The 17001-nt window shown below is 69.6% G+C and carries 13 protein-coding genes; 6 read left to right on the plus strand and 7 right to left on the minus strand.

The genetic code is table 11. The features are described 5' to 3' along the window. Nucleotides 1-40: 40 nt before the first annotated feature. A complete protein-coding gene (locus NLI01S_RS20165) occupies nt 41-4030 on the minus strand; it encodes an SCO7613 C-terminal domain-containing membrane protein (RefSeq protein WP_067606923.1) in 3990 nt (1329 codons plus the stop codon). A 390-nt stretch (nt 4031-4420) separates the two neighbouring features. On the opposite strand from NLI01S_RS20165, the gene NLI01S_RS20170 reads away from it, so the two are divergent. Together NLI01S_RS20170 and NLI01S_RS20175 are read left to right on the plus strand one after the other, a co-directional pair. Further along, the gene (locus NLI01S_RS20170; RefSeq protein ID WP_067606948.1) at nt 4421-5125 is read left to right on the plus strand and encodes an aggregation-promoting factor C-terminal-like domain-containing protein; all 705 of its coding nucleotides are present in this window, start codon (nt 4421-4423) and stop codon (nt 5123-5125) included. A 58-nt stretch (nt 5126-5183) separates the two neighbouring features. After that, nucleotides 5184-5846, plus strand: a complete 663-nt coding sequence (locus NLI01S_RS20175) for an aggregation-promoting factor C-terminal-like domain-containing protein (RefSeq protein WP_190318536.1) — start codon at nt 5184-5186, stop codon at nt 5844-5846. Between the two features lie 89 nt (nt 5847-5935). Here NLI01S_RS20175 and NLI01S_RS20180 read toward each other — a convergent pair whose 3' ends face one another. From NLI01S_RS20180 to NLI01S_RS20195, 4 genes are all read right to left on the minus strand, one after another. Next, nucleotides 5936-7678 carry a serine/threonine-protein kinase gene (locus NLI01S_RS20180; protein WP_067606928.1) on the minus strand — a complete coding sequence of 581 codons (1743 nt, stop codon included), beginning with the start codon at nt 7676-7678 and terminating at the stop codon, nt 5936-5938. A 147-nt stretch (nt 7679-7825) separates the two neighbouring features. Beyond that, complete coding sequence (locus NLI01S_RS20185; protein WP_067606929.1) at nt 7826-9214, minus strand: class II fumarate hydratase; 1389 nt, start codon at nt 9212-9214, stop codon at nt 7826-7828. Between the two features lie 138 nt (nt 9215-9352). Continuing rightward, on the minus strand, nt 9353-9784 hold the full coding sequence (locus NLI01S_RS20190; RefSeq protein WP_067606932.1) for an RNHCP domain-containing protein: 432 nt from the start codon (nt 9782-9784) through the stop codon (nt 9353-9355). A 2-nt stretch (nt 9785-9786) separates the two neighbouring features. Then, nucleotides 9787-10131 (minus strand): RNHCP domain-containing protein, encoded by a 345-nt coding sequence (locus tag NLI01S_RS20195; RefSeq protein ID WP_067606934.1) that lies wholly within the window; start codon nt 10129-10131, stop codon nt 9787-9789. Nucleotides 10132-10765: 634 nt separating this feature from the next. Between NLI01S_RS20195 and NLI01S_RS20200 the strand changes: the two genes are divergently transcribed. Beyond that, on the plus strand, nt 10766-11698 hold the full coding sequence (locus tag NLI01S_RS20200) for an ABC transporter ATP-binding protein (protein ID WP_067606936.1): 933 nt from the start codon (nt 10766-10768) through the stop codon (nt 11696-11698). Next, the gene (locus NLI01S_RS20205) at nt 11695-12519 is read left to right on the plus strand and encodes an ABC transporter permease (protein ID WP_067606938.1); all 825 of its coding nucleotides are present in this window, start codon (nt 11695-11697) and stop codon (nt 12517-12519) included. The genes NLI01S_RS20200 and NLI01S_RS20205 overlap by 4 nt, the downstream gene beginning before the upstream one ends. Before the next feature lie 66 nt (nt 12520-12585). On the opposite strand, the gene NLI01S_RS20210 is transcribed toward NLI01S_RS20205, so the two are convergent. Both NLI01S_RS20210 and glpX read right to left on the minus strand, forming a co-directional pair. Then, nucleotides 12586-14286, minus strand: a complete 1701-nt coding sequence (locus NLI01S_RS20210) for a hypothetical protein (protein ID WP_067606940.1) — start codon at nt 14284-14286, stop codon at nt 12586-12588. A 161-nt stretch (nt 14287-14447) separates the two neighbouring features. Next, nucleotides 14448-15473 carry a class II fructose-bisphosphatase gene (gene glpX / locus NLI01S_RS20215; protein ID WP_067606942.1) on the minus strand — a complete coding sequence of 342 codons (1026 nt, stop codon included), beginning with the start codon at nt 15471-15473 and terminating at the stop codon, nt 14448-14450. Nucleotides 15474-15645: 172 nt separating this feature from the next. Between glpX and NLI01S_RS20220 the strand changes: the two genes are divergently transcribed. Further along, nucleotides 15646-16296 (plus strand): TetR/AcrR family transcriptional regulator, encoded by a 651-nt coding sequence (locus NLI01S_RS20220; protein WP_067606944.1) that lies wholly within the window; start codon nt 15646-15648, stop codon nt 16294-16296. A 49-nt stretch (nt 16297-16345) separates the two neighbouring features. Beyond that, complete coding sequence (locus NLI01S_RS20225) at nt 16346-16921, plus strand: DUF4245 domain-containing protein (RefSeq protein WP_067606945.1); 576 nt, start codon at nt 16346-16348, stop codon at nt 16919-16921. Nucleotides 16922-17001: the final 80 nt, after the last annotated feature.

Here is a 17001-nt window from a genome sequence, read left to right on the forward strand (position 1 = left end):
GCCCCCGCCGATTCGGCGGGGGCACACCCGTGGGCGGAGGTCAGCGCAGGGCACCGACGTACCGGCCGATCCTGCGCAGCCGGTTCAGGTTCGCCTCGTAGCGCGCACCGATCAGGAGCAGGAGCAGACCGACCACCGCGAACGGCACCCAGTTGGGCAGCAGCAGGGCCATGTCCCACAGCGGCGGACCGAAGGCGCGAAGGGACACCACCGGCAGTGCGCCTCCGCCGAGCAGCAGCTGTGCCTGGAGACGGGACCTCGAGCCCCACACGGCCATGGCCACACCCACCACGAGCACCGCGGGGACCCGCCATCCCAGATCCTGGCCGCCGAGCGCGAGCCAGACCGTGGGACCGAGCAGCAACAACAGTCCGCCGCCGTAGGAGAGCAGGCTGGAGGGCTTCACCTCGGCCCGACGCTCCCACTCCCAGCCGACCACCAGGAACCCGAGCGCGGGCGGCACCGTGTACGCCTCGGGAACGGTGACGTCCCAGGCCGCCAGCACCGTCCACATCGCACAGAACATCAACGTCCCGCCGATCGGAGCCAGCCACCGACGGCCGGGGCGCACCGCACCGGCCAGACCGATCACCCCGACCACCGCCAGGGCGAGCGCGACCAGTTCCGGCCGGGATCCCGCGCTCATGGTGATGGCCAGGGCGATCACCGCCCACACGGCGGCCGGGACCTCGGTGGCCTCCAACAGGGGCGAACGCAGGCGCGGGGCCGCGGCCGCCACGGCGGCGACCACCAACAGGGGACCGAAGGCGGCGTATTCGGCCCAGACCCCCAAGGACACGAGCAACGCCAGGGCGAACGCTCCCGTGCCGAAGGTCGACGCGGCGGTCGAGGCGACGATGATCGACCTGACACGGGCCAGGGAGGACGCCACGGACGTCGCGACCGCCCAGGCCAGCAACACCCCTACGACGGAGTAGCGCTCCGACAGCGCCCAGCTGAAGGCCAGGGCGAAGGTGAACAGTCCGGCGGACCACACGACCCACGCGGTCCCCACCCGGTTCGGTAGGGCGGAACCGGCCGTCAGGGCCGTACCCACCAGTACGGCGCACACCAGGGCGACCAGGAAGGGCAGACCGAGCGCGAACGGCAGCGGTACCAGCGTCACCGGCGCGAGCAGCGCCGCCGCGGACACGAACAGGCGTTGGTGGAACGACCGCACCGCGACCACCGCCAGGGCACCGACGATCAACGTCCCCAGTGCCACGGTGGGACCCGCGAGGGTGGTGGCCTCGGGCAGGCCGACGAACTCGTGCGCGGGTTCCAGCAGCGCCCCGGTCGGAAGCCGGTGCGGGGCGAAGAACGACAGGACCGGCGGCCCGGCGGGGCCCACCACCAGAGGCTGGGCGACGAGCAGGAGCAGCCCGCCGATCCCGAACGGGCCGAGCTTCGCGGCGTCCTTCTCACTCGCGCCGAGCGTCCGGGAGGCGACTCCGTCGAGCAGCAGGGCGGTCGTGCCGAGCAGCAGCCCCGTGGCGCCTGACAGCCACCAGGGACCATGGCCCGATCCCGGGAGGGCACCGTAGGCGGTGGCGGCCAGGGAGGCGCCCCCGATCACCAGTGTCACCGACCACACGACCACGGTCAGCCGGTGGACCGCCGTGGGGTCGCCCCCGGTGGACGGGCGTCGCGCCGATAGCGCCGAGACCAGGGCGATCGCGGCGAACAGGACCAGCGCGGACAACATCGTCTGCCGCTCCACCGACGACCACGCCAGCCCCATCAACATGGTCGCCAGACCGCTCGCCCCGAGCAGCAGGACGGACAGGGACCCGTGCACCCGACCCGCGTACAGCAACAGCGCGGCGCCGACCAGCAGGGTCCACACCACCGCCACCGCGAACGGGACGTCGGACAACACCGGCAGCGGTACCAGCGTCACCGGCGCGATCAGCGCCACACCCGCAGTGATCCAACGTCGTTCGATGAACACGATCAGCGCCAAGGCCGACACACCCACCGCCACGACGCCCAAGGCCGTCGCGACCCCGGTGAACGGATCGACCGGGGCGGACAGCCCCAACACGGCGGACACGGGTTCGCGCACCACCCCGGGCGACGCCGACCAGGTCGCGTGTTCGGAAGAGAACGGTCTCAAGGTCGGGCCCTGGGAGGACAGCGCCGACAACGGAGCGGCCGGCAGGACGAGCACGCCCACCACGGAGAACATCCCGCGCAGGTCGGTGCGTTCGTCCGTCCGGCCCGGTGTGGTCGGGGCCGGCAATGAGGAGGGCGTGGCCACCCGGCTCAGCAACAGCGCCGTCGCCCCCGTCAGGACCACCGTGACGGTAAGCAGCCACCATTGGGTCTGTTCGGTTCCGGGCGCGCCCCGGTTGACCAGCACGAAGACCGAACCGACCAGGAGTACCAACGCCCACGACGAAATCGCGCCCATGTACAGTCCGGCGACCCGACCGCCCGGTTCCGGACGTGAGCCCGGCTCGGCGAACCGACGGGCCCCGGCGGCGGCGATCAGGGCGGTGACCACGAGCAGCAGCAGCGCGGCCAAGGTCGTGTACCGCTCAGGCAACGCCCACACCAGACCGGTGAACAGGGTGCTGGAGCCGACCAGTGCCGGCGTCGTGCTCAGTCCGCGCGGCGCCACGCCGGCGCTCAGGACCAGCGCGGCACCGACCAGCAGCGCCCACACCACGGTGATCGTCCAGGACATCCCGAGCAGGGCCGGCACGACCAGGAGCGTGGCCGGGGTCAGGAGCACCGCGATGACGAACAACGAACGGCGGCGCAGCAGCCACACCGCGCCCAGCGCCAGGAGCGCCGCCACCACGACCCCGGCCAGGTAGAGGGCCGCGTGATCGGGCGGAGCCGGAACCGGGGCGGCCATCTCCGAGGAGGAGACGCTCCACGGCGAGACGGTCGTCCGGGGGAGCGCCGGAAGGGTCGAGGGGCCCGCGGCCAAGGGGAGCAGGGCCAGGGCCGCCAGACCGCCCACGGAGTACGGCGAGGAAGCGTCGGCCTTCCGACCGGGACCCCGAGCCAGGAGTAGTCCGGTCACCCCGCCGAGGAACAGTGTGGTGGCAAGGGCCCACCGGTGCGACGGGTCGACGTCGTAGGTGAACAGGAAGGTGCCCAACAGCGTCGCGAACATGGCGGAGGACACCCACAGGGCGACCGCGGCTCCATGGAGGGTCCGCACCGGAACCCCCGGACGCGGAGCGCCGAGGACGTGCACGGCGATGGCGTCGGCGAGCGCGGTGGCGCCCGCCGCGACGAACCACCATGCGGGGTGCGCCTCCGGCAGGGCGACCACCAGCAGGACCGGTACGGGTTGGGCGAGCAGCGCCATGAGGACACGGGGCGAGCGCAACGGCACCAGGACCGGGTAGAGCGCCAGGAGCACGGCGATCACCGCCAAGGCGGCCGCCGTGTACCCGGGGCCGTTGGTGAGCCCGTCGGACAGGAACCACAGGGCGAGCGCGTCCACGCACATCAAGAGCGCGGCCACCATCCCGAACGCCTCGGCGGTGGAACGCAGACCGCGGCGGTACAGCGGCACGGCCACCACGGTGAAGGTCACAGTGGTCAGGCCCAGAACGGTGGCGCGGGCGCCGGTGCCCAGGTCGCTCCAGGTCCACACGGCGAAGACGAGCGCCGCGATCCCGATGAGGAGGGCGCCCAGGCCGAGGATGACGTTCTGCGCCGAGCGCCGGCTCACCTCACGGGTGGGCGCTTTGGGCGCGGTGGGTCGGGGAGCCGCGGCCACGGGGAGCGGAGCCGGCGCGGTGGGCGCCGATGGTGTGGTGATCGGTGCTGCCGCCCGGGTCTCCTCCCGTAGCCGGGCCAGCGTCTTGGGCCGCTCTTCCAACAGCGTGTGCCTGCGCAGATCCAGGGAGACCAGTTCGGTGTCGATCCACCACAGACGTTGCGCGGTGGGTCCGACCAGTCCGAGCCCGCATCGCGGACAGGACCTGGCCGAGGCGGCGAGCCCGGCCCGGCAGTCGGGACACCGGCGCGGTGCCCCTGGCGGTCGGGGGGTTCCGTGGGCGTTCATACCCCCCATGCTGCGCCTTCGCGGATGCGGACACATCGGTACGGGTACTCAGGACCGCACTGGGAGACGATTGACACGAACCTGTCAGTACTTGGTCATCCATTGACTCTTCGTGTCCAAGCGCAGGTCAGGGGCCCGTGGAGCAGGCACATTCCGTGATGTGAGCCAGGACACGGCAAAATCGGCGTTACTTTACCGTGACTATGATGCAGGCTGAATGCGCTGCACCGAGCAACCCCCTCCCGTGTGGGAGCCCCCGCCCGTGGTCGGTCGAACGGCGATTCCGTCCCCTCCACGCAGGTCACCAGGGCCGAGCGGTCCTGTAGCGGCATCCCACACCACGCGAAGACTCCGAACGGGGCACGCGTGCGTCAACGTGAAAGGGCGACCTTGCTACTCCACCGCATCTCTTGGCGCCAGATGAGCGCGGTCGGCGCCGCGGCGCTGGTCGCGGGCGGTACGTTCACCGTCTCCGCCTTCGCGGGCACCGGAACTCCCGACCCGGATCAGGCCACTTCGGCGGCCACCCTCCCCGAAGCCGAGGAGACCCCCGCCGAGGCCGAAGTGACGGACGACTTCTTCGCCATCCCTTCCCCCGAGGACGAGCGGGACCTGGAGGACCGGCGTGAGGAGGCCCGTGAACTGGCCGGCGCGGCCGTCGACGATTCGTCGCGTTCCGGCTCGGGCTCCGGCAGTGAAATCCAAGAACCGGAACCCGAACCCGAGAGCACCTCCGAGGACTCTTCCGGCTCCGCGAGCTCCTCCGGTTCCTCCGGAGGGTCGGTCCCCACCGGCTCGGCCAAGGAGATCGCCCTGCAGATGGTCCTCGACCAGGGCTGGGGTGCCGAGGAGTTCAACGGCTGCCTGGAGCCGCTCTGGGAGAAGGAGAGCAACTGGAACCACACCGCTCAGAACGCCGGTTCTGGTGCGTACGGGATCCCGCAGTCGCTTCCCGGCAGCAAGATGGCCTCCCACGGTGACGACTGGCAGACCAACCCGGCGACTCAGATCGCCTGGGGCATCGACTACATCAAGGGCCGTTACGGCACTCCGTGCGGAGCCTGGTCCCACTCACAGGCGAACAACTGGTATTAATAGGTTTTTCCCTGCCCTAAACCCCCTTTTGGGAAAGGCAATCGTGCTACTCAACCGAATGTCGCTGCGTAGTACCGCGGCGGTCGGTGCGGCGACCCTGGTCGCCGGCGCGACGTTCGCCGTCTCCGCGTTCGCGGACGACGGTCTGGACCCGGACCTGGCGGCGAGCGCCGCGGTCCCCGGGGCCGAAGAACCCGCGACCGACACAGAATCCGAAGGCGACAGCGGCTCCGAGGAGAACGAGGACTTCTTCTCCTCCTCCGAGCAGATGTCCGAGGACGAACTCCAGAACCGGCGTGAGCAGGCCCAGGAACGGCGCGAGAGCGCCCGGGGCAACGGCGTCGTCAGCACTTCCGCCACCGGCTCCGCCATCCAGGAGGAAGAGGAAGAGGAAGAGGAGGTCCCGTCGGAGTTCGAGGGGGACCCCAAGGGCATCGCCCTGCAGATGGTCCTCGACCAGGGCTGGGGTGCCGAGGAGTTCAACGGCTGCCTGGAGCCGCTCTGGGAGAAGGAGAGCAACTGGAACCACACCGCCCAGAACCCCAGTTCTGGTGCGTACGGGATCCCGCAGTCGTTCCCCGGTAACAAGATGGCCTCCCACGGTGACGACTGGCAGACCAACCCGGCGACTCAGATCGCCTGGGGCATCGACTACATCAAGGGCCGCTACGGTACGCCCTGCGAGGCCTGGGCCCACTCCCAGGCCGTCGGCTCGTACTGAGCCGGCGGCGCTCGCTCAGAGCCCTCAAAGAACACTTCGGCCCCGTCCGGAAGGCGAACACCTTCCGGGCGGGGCCGTCGCCGTCGGGGTCACTTCAATGGCGCGAAGGTCTCGATCACGTCCTCGTGCACCTCGTCGAAGTCATCGGCCTGCGCTCGCGGCACGTTCACCGTGACCAGGTAGAACACCCGCTCTTGTCCCTCGTTCATGATCACCGCGTACGCCCAGAAGCGACGCTCGGGGTCGTCCCAGGTGTCGTTCACCAGATCCGCCTCGACCATCGCCACGTCCATGCCGGCGAGGCCGCCCTCGAAGTCGTCGTCATCGAAGTCCTCGGAATCCAGCACCTCGTAGTCACGGGTGACGTCCCCGTCGATGTCGGTGCCGCCCCGGGAGTCGGCCAGGTACTCCGCGCTCGTACCGGTGAACCCGGTCTCCTCCCAGCCCTCCACGTCGATCTGGTGCTCCAGGCCGGGCGCGACGAAGGAGGCGTAGGAGTTCTCCAGATCCTCCGAGCCGATCTCCCACCCGCCGGGGTAGGAGATGGTGAACCACTCCGAGCCGTAGCGCGACAGGTCGTCCTCGTCGTACTCGGGTGGGGCCCCGCCGGCGGTGACCGGGGCGTCGTTCTGACCGGCGCCCTCCCTGCCGCCCTGGTCGCCCTGATCGCTCTGGTCCCCCTGATCGCCGGCGGACTCCTGACCGCCCTCGGATCCCGCGAGGGAGTCGGCCGGGTCGTCGTCGGAGCGCAGCGCCACGACCAGTACGAACCCGGCCACCAGGAGCAGCGCCGCGGCGGCGGCGAACATGGCGATCATCGGACCCTTGCGGGAGCGAGGCTCGGGTTCGTAAGAGGGAGGGGGAGCGACCGGGCCGGCGTAGGCCGCGGCGCTCGGGTGGGCGTCGCCATCGTAGTGGCCGCCGTCCGGGTACGGACCGGTGGAATGGTCGGCCATCGGTTCCCGGGGGTCGCTCGGGACACCGACCGCGGCGGCACCCGCCGGACCGGCCGAACCGGACCGGAGATCCCTCAACAACCGCAGTGCCTGGTCCACGGTGATTCTGCGATCGGGGTCGCGCTCCAGCAGACCGGAGATCACCGGTTCCAGCCACCCCGCGCGCGTCATCGGTGGCATGGGGGCGGAGATCACCGCGGCGATCGCGGCCGTGATGGAGTCGCGGCGGAACGGGGAGGAACCCTCCACCGCCGCGTACAGGGTCACACCGATGCTCCACAGGTCGCCCCGATGGTCGGCGGGCGCGCCCTCCAGCCGCTCCGGCGGCATGTATTCGGGCGACCCGATCAGCGCGCCGGTCCGGGTGATGCTCGGACCGCCCTCCACCGTGGCGATACCGAAGTCGGTGAGGATGACCCGCCCATCGGCGGACATCATGATGTTGCCCGGCTTGATGTCGCGGTGCAGTACGCCCGCCGCGTCCGCGGCCCGTACGGCCTCCAACAACGAGACGGCGATCTCGGCCACCCGGTCCGGTGACAGGGCGCCCTCCGCGGAGAGCATGTCCTGTAGGGAACCGCCCTCGACGAGTTCCATCACCACCCACGGGTCGTGCTCGTGTTCGAAGACGTCGTGGATGGTGATCACGGTGGGGTGGTTGACCCGGGCCGCCGACCGCGCCTCGCGGCGCACCCGCGCGTGCGCGTCGTGGCGTTCGGCGTCGGTGAAGTGTCCGGGCAACAGCACCTGTTTGATCGCCACGACGCGGTCGAGGGCGGTGTCGTACGCCTCCCAGACGATGCCCATGCCGCCCCGGCCGAGTTCACGGCGCAGGACGTAGCGGTCGGCGATGCGTTGTTCGCTGTTACTCGACATCTGTCGCTCTCTCGAAGAGGGCCGGGGAAGCCGGGGGAAAGGGGTGTTCTGTCTCCGTTGTCCGACGGGGACGGGGGCGGAAGGGTTCCTGACGTGCGAGGGGCACCCCGCCGAAGCGAGGTGCCCGGACGCCGGTACCGCGGCGACCTACCGGGAGTTGGTCATCTTCAGGACGTCGAGGGCGGCGTCGAGCTGTTCCTCGGTGAGCTTGCCGTCCTTGACGTACCCGCGCTCCAGGACCACCTCGCGGATGGTCTTCTTCTCGGCCAACGACTGCTTGGCGACCTTGGAGGCCTCCTCGTAGCCGATGTAGCGGTTGAGCGGGGTGACGATCGAGGGGGAGGACTCGGCGTAGACCCGGCACTGCTCCTCGTTGGCCTCGATACCGGCCACACAGCGGTCGGCGAAGACCGTGGAGACGTTGGCCAGCAGACGGATCGACTCCAGCACGTTGCGGGCGATCATCGGCAGCTGCACGTTGAGCTCGAAGTTGCCGGAGGCGCCGCCGAAGGCCACCGCGGCGTCGTTGCCCACGACCTGCGAGGAGACCTGGAGCATGGCCTCGCACAGCACCGGGTTGACCTTGCCCGGCATGATCGAGGAGCCCGGCTGTAGGTCGGGCAGGAAGATCTCGGACAGACCGGTGGTCGGACCCGAACCCATCCAGCGGATGTCGTTGGCGATCTTGCAGTAGCCGATCGCGATGGTCCGCAGCTGGCCGGAGAGCTCGACCAGAGCGTCACGGGCGCCCTGCGCCTCGAAGTGGTCGCGGGCCTCGGTCAGCGGCAGGCCGGTGTTCTCGGCGATCTCCGCGATGACCCGGGCGGCGAAGCCCTCCGGGGTGTTGATGCCGGTGCCGACGGCGGTGCCGCCCAGCGGGAGCTCGGCCACGCGCGAAAGGACGGCCTCGACGCGCTCGACGCCGTAGCGGACCTGTGCGGCGAACCCGGCGAACTCCTGGCCCAGGGTGACCGGAGTGGCGTCCATCAGGTGGGTGCGACCGCTCTTGACCACGGCGGCGAACTCGTTCGACTTGCGGGTGAGCTCGCCCTCCAGGTGGCGCAGGGCCGGGATCAGCTCGTTGCGCACGGCCGAGGTGGCGGCGATGTGGATGGAGGAGGGGAAGACGTCGTTGGACGACTGGGAGGCGTTGACGTGGTCGTTGGGGTGAACGTCCAGGCCGGTGCGCTCCTTGGCGACCGTGGCCACGACCTCGTTGGTGTTCATGTTGCTGGAGGTGCCCGAACCGGTCTGGAAGACGTCGATCGGGAACTCGTCGTTCCACTTGCCGTCGGCCACCTCCAGGGCGGCTTCACGAATGGCCTTGCCGAGGTCGTCGGAGATCACGCCGAGTTCGGCGTTGACCTTGGCGGCGGCGGCCTTGATCTGGCCGAGGGCGGCGATGTGGGCGTTCTCCAGTCCCTGTCCCGAGATCGGGAAGTTCTCGACGGCACGCTGGGTCTGTGCCCGCCACTTGGCGGCAGCCGGGACCTTGACCTCACCCATCGAGTCGTGCTCGATACGGAACTCACTCATGACAACCCATCTCTCCTGGGAAAACCTGTGAAGTCAAGCCTGCCAGACCCGTGAGAACACGACGCACCCTCACCCTGGGTTCACGGTGTTGCACGTGTCATGTTGACATCGGTGCAGGTCATGGGTGCGCCGTGTCGATCACAGGTGGGCCAGGGCCCGGCGGGCCGCCTCCGACGCCGCCAGCGGCCGCACCGCCAATCGGACCAGGGCCCGGGCGTTGTCGTCGCCCGCGATCCGGTTGGCGCTCAACCCGCCACAGGACGCGCACCGGTGGATGAGCATCCACTCACCGTCCGGACGGGCGAAGACCCCGGCCGCGCTCATCCGGCCCCGGCAGTCGGCGGCGCGGTCACCGGGGACCCGGCCGTCGACGTGCAGGCTGGTCAGACAGTGCGGACAGTGGTTGCGATGGGCTGAGCCGACCGCGTGGGCGGGCACGTCGAGCCGGCACCCGGCACAGCGGAAGGACTCCGCCTCCGGGCCGGCGCGACGCCCTTGCTCACCCCGCGCGCGCAGCACGGTCTTGCGGCGTTGCGGTCGCCGGGGTTCGCGGTGGTTGCGCCAGCTCATGCTCACACCCGCCCGAGGAGTTCGAGTGGGAACGGCGGTTCGGCCAGTGGCCGCACGGCGATCCGCATGAGCGGGAGTGGGCCGTCGTCGCCGGCGACGAGGCCCTCGGACAGTTCGGCGCAGTCCACGCAGCGGTGGACCAGACGCCATCGGCCGTCGGCGGGGACCACGACGGACAGGGGTGTCATGCGTGCGGCGCAATCGGAGACGCCGCCGTCGTGCTGGTCGTGGACGTGCCGGGAGGTCAGGCAACCGGAGCAGTGGTCGCGTTCATCACCCTCGGGGGTCAGGGCGGACATGGTCAGACCACAGTGGACACAGAGGAAGTCGGGTTCGGTGTTGGACACCCGGGAACTCCTTGCTGAGAGGACGTGCTTGGGATCAGCAAGAGTGCCGAGCGGGTCTCGACGTGGGGCGGGTTCCGGCTCAGCCGGCCGAGGGGACTCGGGGCAGGCTCAGGCCCGCGCGGCTGTGAGGCGCGCTCGGCGCGTTCTGGGGCATACCCACCTGTCCTAACGTCCGGGGAGCCTGGCCCCGGATCGAGTCCGTGTTCCGATCCGACGTCTCGACGTCAGCCATGTCCCTCCGCCTCCCGCAACGGATTTTTCCGGGCCTGCCCGGGCGAGGCGCGAACCCGCACCGTCGTCCGGGCCGGAGGGGTCGCCTTTCGGGCCGCCTGTGAGTGTGGGGGCACGGGGGTTCCAGCCCGACCGAAAAGTGCGATCTGCCATTGCCCGGACATGGTTCCGAAAAGGAATATCGTGCTGAGGGAAAGCCCTGGCCTGGGGTTTCGGTGGGGGTCCGGTGATCGATGAGGTCCGTTCCCGGTGGCCGTGGTGCGCCGTCCCGAGCCGGGACGGTGTGTCTCCGAAGAGCGATGGCGCCCTTCTCTCACAATGGTCGAACCCTTCCGAAGGCGGACGCGGAATCCACTCGGAAAACCAGTGGAAATCCGGATCGAGATTTTTCTACCGTGTTCCCATGACCACACCAGACCCCGGACGCCACGTGCCGGCGATCCGGCTGAGCGGAGTCGTCAAACGCTTCGGCCCCCTCACCGCCGTCGACGGCCTCGACCTCGAAGTGCCCCGAGGGGTCGTGCTCGGGCTGCTCGGCCCCAACGGGGCGGGCAAGTCCACCACCATGAAGATGCTCACCGCACAGGCGATCGCCGACGAGGGCACGATCAGGATCCTGGACCACGAGATCCCCGCCGAGTCCAAGTGGGCCCGCGCCCGCATGGGCGTCGTCCCCCAACACGACAACCTCGACGAGGAACTCACCGTCGAGCAGAACCTGCGCATGTTCTCGTTCCTGTACCGGGTCCCGCGCCGGCAACGTCGCGAAGCCATCGAACGCACCCTGCGCCTGGCCCAACTGAGCGACCGCGCCGACACCCCGGTCGACGACCTGTCCGGGGGCATGCGCCGCCGACTGCTCATCGTCCGGGCCCTGCTGCATCGCCCCGAACTCGTCCTCATGGACGAGCCCACCGTCGGCCTCGACCCGCAGGTGCGTCAGGACCTGTGGGGCGTCATCTCCGCGCTGCGCGACGAGGGCGTCACCGTCCTGATGTCCACCCACTACATCGAAGAGGCCGAACGCCTCTCCGACGAGGTCGCCCTCATGGCCAAGGGGCGTGTCGTCGAACGCGGTACCCCGGTCGACCTTGTCGCCAAGTACGCCGGCACCACCGTGGAGGAGTACACCCCCCAAGGATCGGGCGGCATCTCCGAACTGGAGTCCCTGGTCCGGGCACAGGGCTTCGACACCCGACGTACCGGCACCAGCCTCTCCGTCCTGCGCGCCGAGGAACTCCCCGACTCCCTTCGGGACCGACTCGGCGAACCCGAACGACGCGCCGCCAACCTGGAGGACGTCTTCGTGACCCTGACCGGAGAGGCGGTCGCATGAGCCTGACACGACAACAACGCGCGGACGCCAGGCCCGAGCATCACGCCCGTCCCGGCCGCTTCGAGACCGACGCGGTCCTGGGCGTGGTGGCCCGCGAGTGGATCCTCTATGGTCAGTCCTGGCGGGCCACCACCTTCGCCGCGATCGTCGAACCCACGCTGTACCTGCTGTGCTTCGGCTTCGGCATGGGCGCCCTGATCGGCACTCTCGCCGGGTTCAGCTACATCGACTTCCTCGGCACCGGCATCGTCGCCGTGTCGGTGATGTTCCAGTCGATGATGCCCGCGGTCATCAACACCTTCATCAAACGCCGCTTCCTGCACACCTACGAAGGCATCCTCGCCGCCCCGGTCGATGTGCGCGAGTTGGTCACCGGGGAAGCGTTGTGGCTGGCCCTGCGCTCCGGCGTCTACGGCTGCGTGCCGCTGCTCGTCGCCATCGGTTTCGGCCTGCGTCCGGGCCCCGGCATGCTGCTGGTGCCGTTCGTCGCCTTCCTCGCAGGGTTCGCCTTCGCGCTCTTCGGCATCTGGATCTCCGCGGTGATCACCTCGGTGCGTTCCATGGACTACGTGTTCAGCGGCCTGTTCACCCCGTTGTTCCTGGTGGCCGGGACGTTCTTCCCGATCACCGAGCTGCCCGCCTGGGTGCAGACCGCGGCCATGGCCAACCCGCTCTTCCACGCGGTCGAACTCATCCGCGGTGCCGTGTTCGGTGGGCTGGGACCCGGGATGGTCCTGCTGCACGTGGCCGTCCTGACCGGGTTCGCGTATCTGATGTGGAACCTGGCCGCGTTCCAGATGCGTCGCCGGGTCGTGGACTGAAACGCCGACGGCGCGGCGAGGAGGACACCTCGCCGCGCCGTCTCGCGGTTCATCCGTCGCCCTGGGTCAGGACCCGGTGGGCGCCCAACGCAACTCGACCACGGCGCGCTCGCCGCCCTCGGCCACGCTCAGCCCCATGCCGAGCGCGCCCCACTGCTCGGGAGACCGGACGTCGTCGGTGGTGACGGCCTGACGCATGTCCACGTAGGCGGCCATCACGGCGTCGTCCATCTCGGCCATGGTCTGCTGGAAGACCTCGTCGTCGGCGAGCACACCGCTGCCGGGCTCTCCGGTGCTGACGACCACGGCGTCGCCGTCCTCGCTCACCGTCGGGGTCGGGCCGGAGGAGTAGGGGGTGGCCACGACCTCGTCGACGAACGAGCTCAGCGCGGCGGAGTCGCCGCCCACGGCACGGAACACGACCGTTGGGTCGGCGGTGGAGCCGTAACCGCCCATTCCACTCGTGTCGAAGTCGGACAGACCGACGGCGGTGGAGCCGCCGAGCAGGGAGGTGAACCCTTCCGGCAACGGGGCGCCGATGGAGTTCATGTCCGCCTCCATGTCCTGGCGGTCCTGTTCGTCGAACAGCGGAAGTTCGTCGTTCTCCCAGGCGGTGCTCAACATCTGGTCCAGGCCACTGCCGCCCAGCGCCACGGTCGAGTCCGCCGGCAGGGCACCGATGGCGTCCAGGCTCGCCCCGGACCCCTCCGCCAGCCAGCTCACGTCGGCGCCCTCGACCTCGAAGCCGAACACGTCCATCCGCGCCTCCAGGTAGTCGCCGGTGACCCGGAAGGAGGCGGTCATCCGGCCCTGGAGGGATTCGGTGGTGCCGAACTCGGTGGCCAGATCCTGTTCGATGGTGCTGATCCGACCCAGGGCGCTCAGGTCGGCCCAGGCCAGGGCGATGCTGCCGCTGGGCACCTCGCCCAGGTCACCGCTGTAGGTGCCGTCGCTCTCCAGGTCGCCGTTGGCCGACATCTGGTCGTTGTAGTCTTCGATCCCACCGGTCAGGTCGGTGAACACCACGAAGTCGTCGACCATCGTGTATTCGACGTCGTGGGACTCGGACAGCTCGGAGAACTGCGCCTCGGCGGCTCCGGCGTCGTTCACCGCCAGGGCGATCCCGTAGGCCGCACCATCGTAGGTCTCGAACTCCGGGTTGTCGGTGGTCCAGGCGGCGGCGCCCACCTTCTGTCCGATCCACTCCTCGACCTCGGAGGGGTCCAGGTCGTAGGAATCGGCGAAGGCTTCGGCGAAGGGGGCCGAGGTGTCGTCCTCGTCCACGTCGCCCATCTCCTCGCGGACCTCGTCGGGGAGCTTGTCGACGAAGCTCAGCAGGTCCATGGCCTGGGAGCCGTCGATGTCGAGGTCGGCCTTGGCGAAGGCGACGGAATTGCCCGGCAGCACGGACTCGGGTTGGGGACCACCGAAGTTCACCAGCGACACGGTCGCCCAGACGGTGCCGGCCATGACGACGACGGCGGTCACGGCGGCCGCGGGTATCAGCCACTTACGGCGACCACCACCACCGCCACCGGGCGGAACCGGGGCACCCTGGTACTGGCCGCCGTAGGGAGGTTGGCCGGGGCCCTGCGGACCACCGGGGCCTTGCGGACCACCGGGGAAGGGAGGTCCGGCCGGGCCGGGACCCTGCGGGGGCGGCCCCTGCGGGAAGCCCTGCTGGGGGCCCTGTGCTGGAGGGAAGGCCTGCCCCGGTTGTTGCGGTGGCTGCCACCGCGGCTGCTGCGAGGGATCAGGGTAGGACATCGGACCTCCGACGAGGATGGTGCTTGAGAAGGGATCACCGGCTGCGGTACCGGTGTGCGTTGAGACGCGGCCGGAGACCGGAAGGTTCCGAGAGCAACCCCGAGAACAGCACCGACGCCGCCGAGGCGGCGCCGGTGACGGGCGTGGGAGCGGGTCTGGACCTACTCCGGAGCGGAGGTCAGATCGACACCGCTGTAGGCGGAGAGCTTGCTCAGCCGGTGCTCGCTGCGCACCTGACGCACGGTGCCGCTGCGGCCGCGCATGACCAGTGAGTCGGTGATCACACCGGTGGACTCGTAGCGCACCCCGTCCACCATCTCGCCTTCGGTGATGCCGGTCGCGGCGAAGAACACGTCGTCGGAGGAGACCAGGTCGTTCGTGCGCAGGACACCGTCCAGGTCGTGCCCGGCGTCGATCGCCTTCTGGCGCTCCTCGTCGTCCTTGGGCCACAGGCGGCCCTGGATGACGCCGCCCAGACACTTCATCGCGCACGCCGTGATGATGCCCTCCGGGGTGCCGCCGATGCCCAGCATCAGGTCCACACCCGTCCCGGGACGGGCCGCCATGATCGCGCCCGCCACGTCACCGTCGCTGATGAACTTGATGCGCGCGCCCGCGTCCCGAACGTCCTGCACCAACTGCTTGTGGCGCGGGCGGTCCAGGATGACGACCGTGATGTCCTGCGGGGACTTGCCCTTGGCCCGGGCCACCGCGGCGATGTTGTCGGCGACCGGCGCGGCGATGTCCACCACGTCGGCGGCCTCGGGGCCGGTGGCCAGCTTCTCCATGTAGAACACCGCGGAGGGGTCGAACATGGTGTTGCGCGGGCTCATCGCGATCACCGCGATGGCGTTGGGCATGCCCATGGCGGCCAGGGTGGTGCCGTCGATCGGGTCGACCGCCACGTCCCAGTCGTGGCCACCGCCGTCGCCGACACGCTCGCCGTTGTAGAGCATGGGGGCGTTGTCCTTCTCGCCCTCGCCGATCACCACGGTGCCGTTCATCGACACGGTGCTGATCATGTGGCGCATCCCGCGCACGGCGGCACCGTCGGCCCCGAGCTTGTCGCCCTTACCGACCCAACGGGCAGCGGCCAGTGCGGCGGTCTCGGTGACTCGGACCAGTTCCAGCGCGAGGTTTCGGTCGGGTACCGAGTACTGCGTGGACGGGCTGCCGGGCTGCGACATGGAGGTGACACCTTCCGTCTGGGAACAGGGTGGAGTTCAGGTCTTAGGGTAGTCACCCCAGGTGTTCCCTGGTCATCGCGGGTGGGGCGGGTCCAATGGGGAAGTGGCCGCACCTCGAAGGCCCGTAACGGTCTACCCTGGCGGGGACCCGGACAGGAGTGAGGGCGTGACAGTGGACAAGACGGACAAGCCCGCGCGGGTCTCCGCGCGAGGCGCGGCCACCCGCACCTCCCTACTGAAGGCGGCGGCCCAGGTCTTCCGCACGGTGGGGTTCGCGAAGGCGGGTGTCAGCGAGGTCGTCTCGGTCGCGGGTGCCAGCGTGGGCAGCCTCTACCACCACTTCACCGGCAAGGCGGACCTGTACCTGGCGCTGTACGAGGAGTTCCAGCAGCGGCAACAGGAGCGGACCCACCAGGCGGTGCGCGAGGCGCGCGCCGATGGTGAGAGCGATCCCACACGGCTGATGAACATCGCGGCCCACGCCTACCTGCTCGGCGCCATCGAGGAGAGGGAGACCACCCGGCTGTTCTTCAGCGGTGACGGGCCTCCCGGGTTCGACTACCAACTGCGGTCGCGGCTCACCCAGTGGACCGACCGCAACGTTGCGCTGTTCCGCAAGGCCGACGAGCCGGTCGACGAGGCGCTGCTGATCGTGGTGAGCGGCTCGATGCTGTTGGCCGTCGCCGAGGTGGTCTACCGAGACGACGTCGACGCGCACAGGCTCGCCGCCGACATCACCGGCCTGCTCACCGAACTGGAACCCCGCAACCGCCGTCAGGAGACCACCCCGTCCCCGGAGGCCACCACCCCGGACCCCACTTGAGGGACCCCGGGTCCAAGTGGCTCCGGACCTGCGGCAAGCTGGACGGGTCATGAGTGAGAACAGCAGGGCCAACGCCACCTTCAAGAACTACGCCATCTCCCTCGGGGTCGTCGTCGGCATCATCCTGGTGATGGCCTTCGTTGTCTCCACGCGTTCGGGCGAGAACATCCCCACCGTGGACTACCGGCCGGACATCGAGGTGATGCGTCAATCCGCCGACTACGAGGTGACCGCACCCTCGGAGGACATGCCGGAAGGGTGGATTCCCACCAGCTCGCACCTGGACGTGACCGGTCCGGTGTCGTGGAGCATCGGCTTCGCGACGCCGCAGGACAGCCACGCCATGCTGACCCAGAGCGACGGTGAGCCGGACGAGGTGATCGCCGACCACGTCAAGGACGCTGAACCGGTCGGTACCGTCATGGTCGCCGACCAGGAGTGGGAGCAGTTCGAGGCCGACGACTGGGGCGCCCTCGTCCAGCGCGGCGACGACCGGACCCTGATCATCTCCGGCAGCACCTCCATGGACGAGTTCGCCGTCCTCGCCGAACACATGGAGACCCACCCCGTCCCCGAGAAGGACGACGAGGCCTCCGAGGAGGAGACGGAACCCGAGGGTTCCTGATTCCTGGATGAGTCCTTCCAAGGGGTAAGTGGTGGTTGGTGGGGCGCCTCGGGTCGTGATCCTTTGGGTTGTTGGGCGGG

This window comes from Nocardiopsis listeri NBRC 13360, from assembly GCF_001570765.1.
Classification (GTDB): Bacteria; Actinomycetota; Actinomycetes; order Streptosporangiales; family Streptosporangiaceae; genus Nocardiopsis; species Nocardiopsis listeri.

Coding starts and splice junctions, on each gene's coding strand:
- NLI01S_RS20165 (WP_067606923.1), bottom strand. CDS start 4,030: ATGAACGCCCACGGAACCCCCCGACCGCCAGGGGCACCGCGCCGGTGT.
- NLI01S_RS20175 (WP_190318536.1), top strand. CDS start 5,184: ATGTCGCTGCGTAGTACCGCGGCGGTCGGTGCGGCGACCCTGGTCGCC.
- NLI01S_RS20180 (WP_067606928.1), bottom strand. CDS start 7,678: ATGTCGAGTAACAGCGAACAACGCATCGCCGACCGCTACGTCCTGCGC.
- NLI01S_RS20185 (WP_067606929.1), bottom strand. CDS start 9,214: ATGAGTGAGTTCCGTATCGAGCACGACTCGATGGGTGAGGTCAAGGTC.
- NLI01S_RS20190 (WP_067606932.1), bottom strand. CDS start 9,784: ATGAGCTGGCGCAACCACCGCGAACCCCGGCGACCGCAACGCCGCAAG.
- NLI01S_RS20200 (WP_067606936.1), top strand. CDS start 10,766: ATGACCACACCAGACCCCGGACGCCACGTGCCGGCGATCCGGCTGAGC.
- NLI01S_RS20205 (WP_067606938.1), top strand. CDS start 11,695: ATGAGCCTGACACGACAACAACGCGCGGACGCCAGGCCCGAGCATCAC.
- NLI01S_RS20210 (WP_067606940.1), bottom strand. CDS start 14,286: ATGTCCTACCCTGATCCCTCGCAGCAGCCGCGGTGGCAGCCACCGCAA.
- glpX (WP_067606942.1), bottom strand. CDS start 15,473: ATGTCGCAGCCCGGCAGCCCGTCCACGCAGTACTCGGTACCCGACCGA.
- NLI01S_RS20225 (WP_067606945.1), top strand. CDS start 16,346: ATGAGTGAGAACAGCAGGGCCAACGCCACCTTCAAGAACTACGCCATC.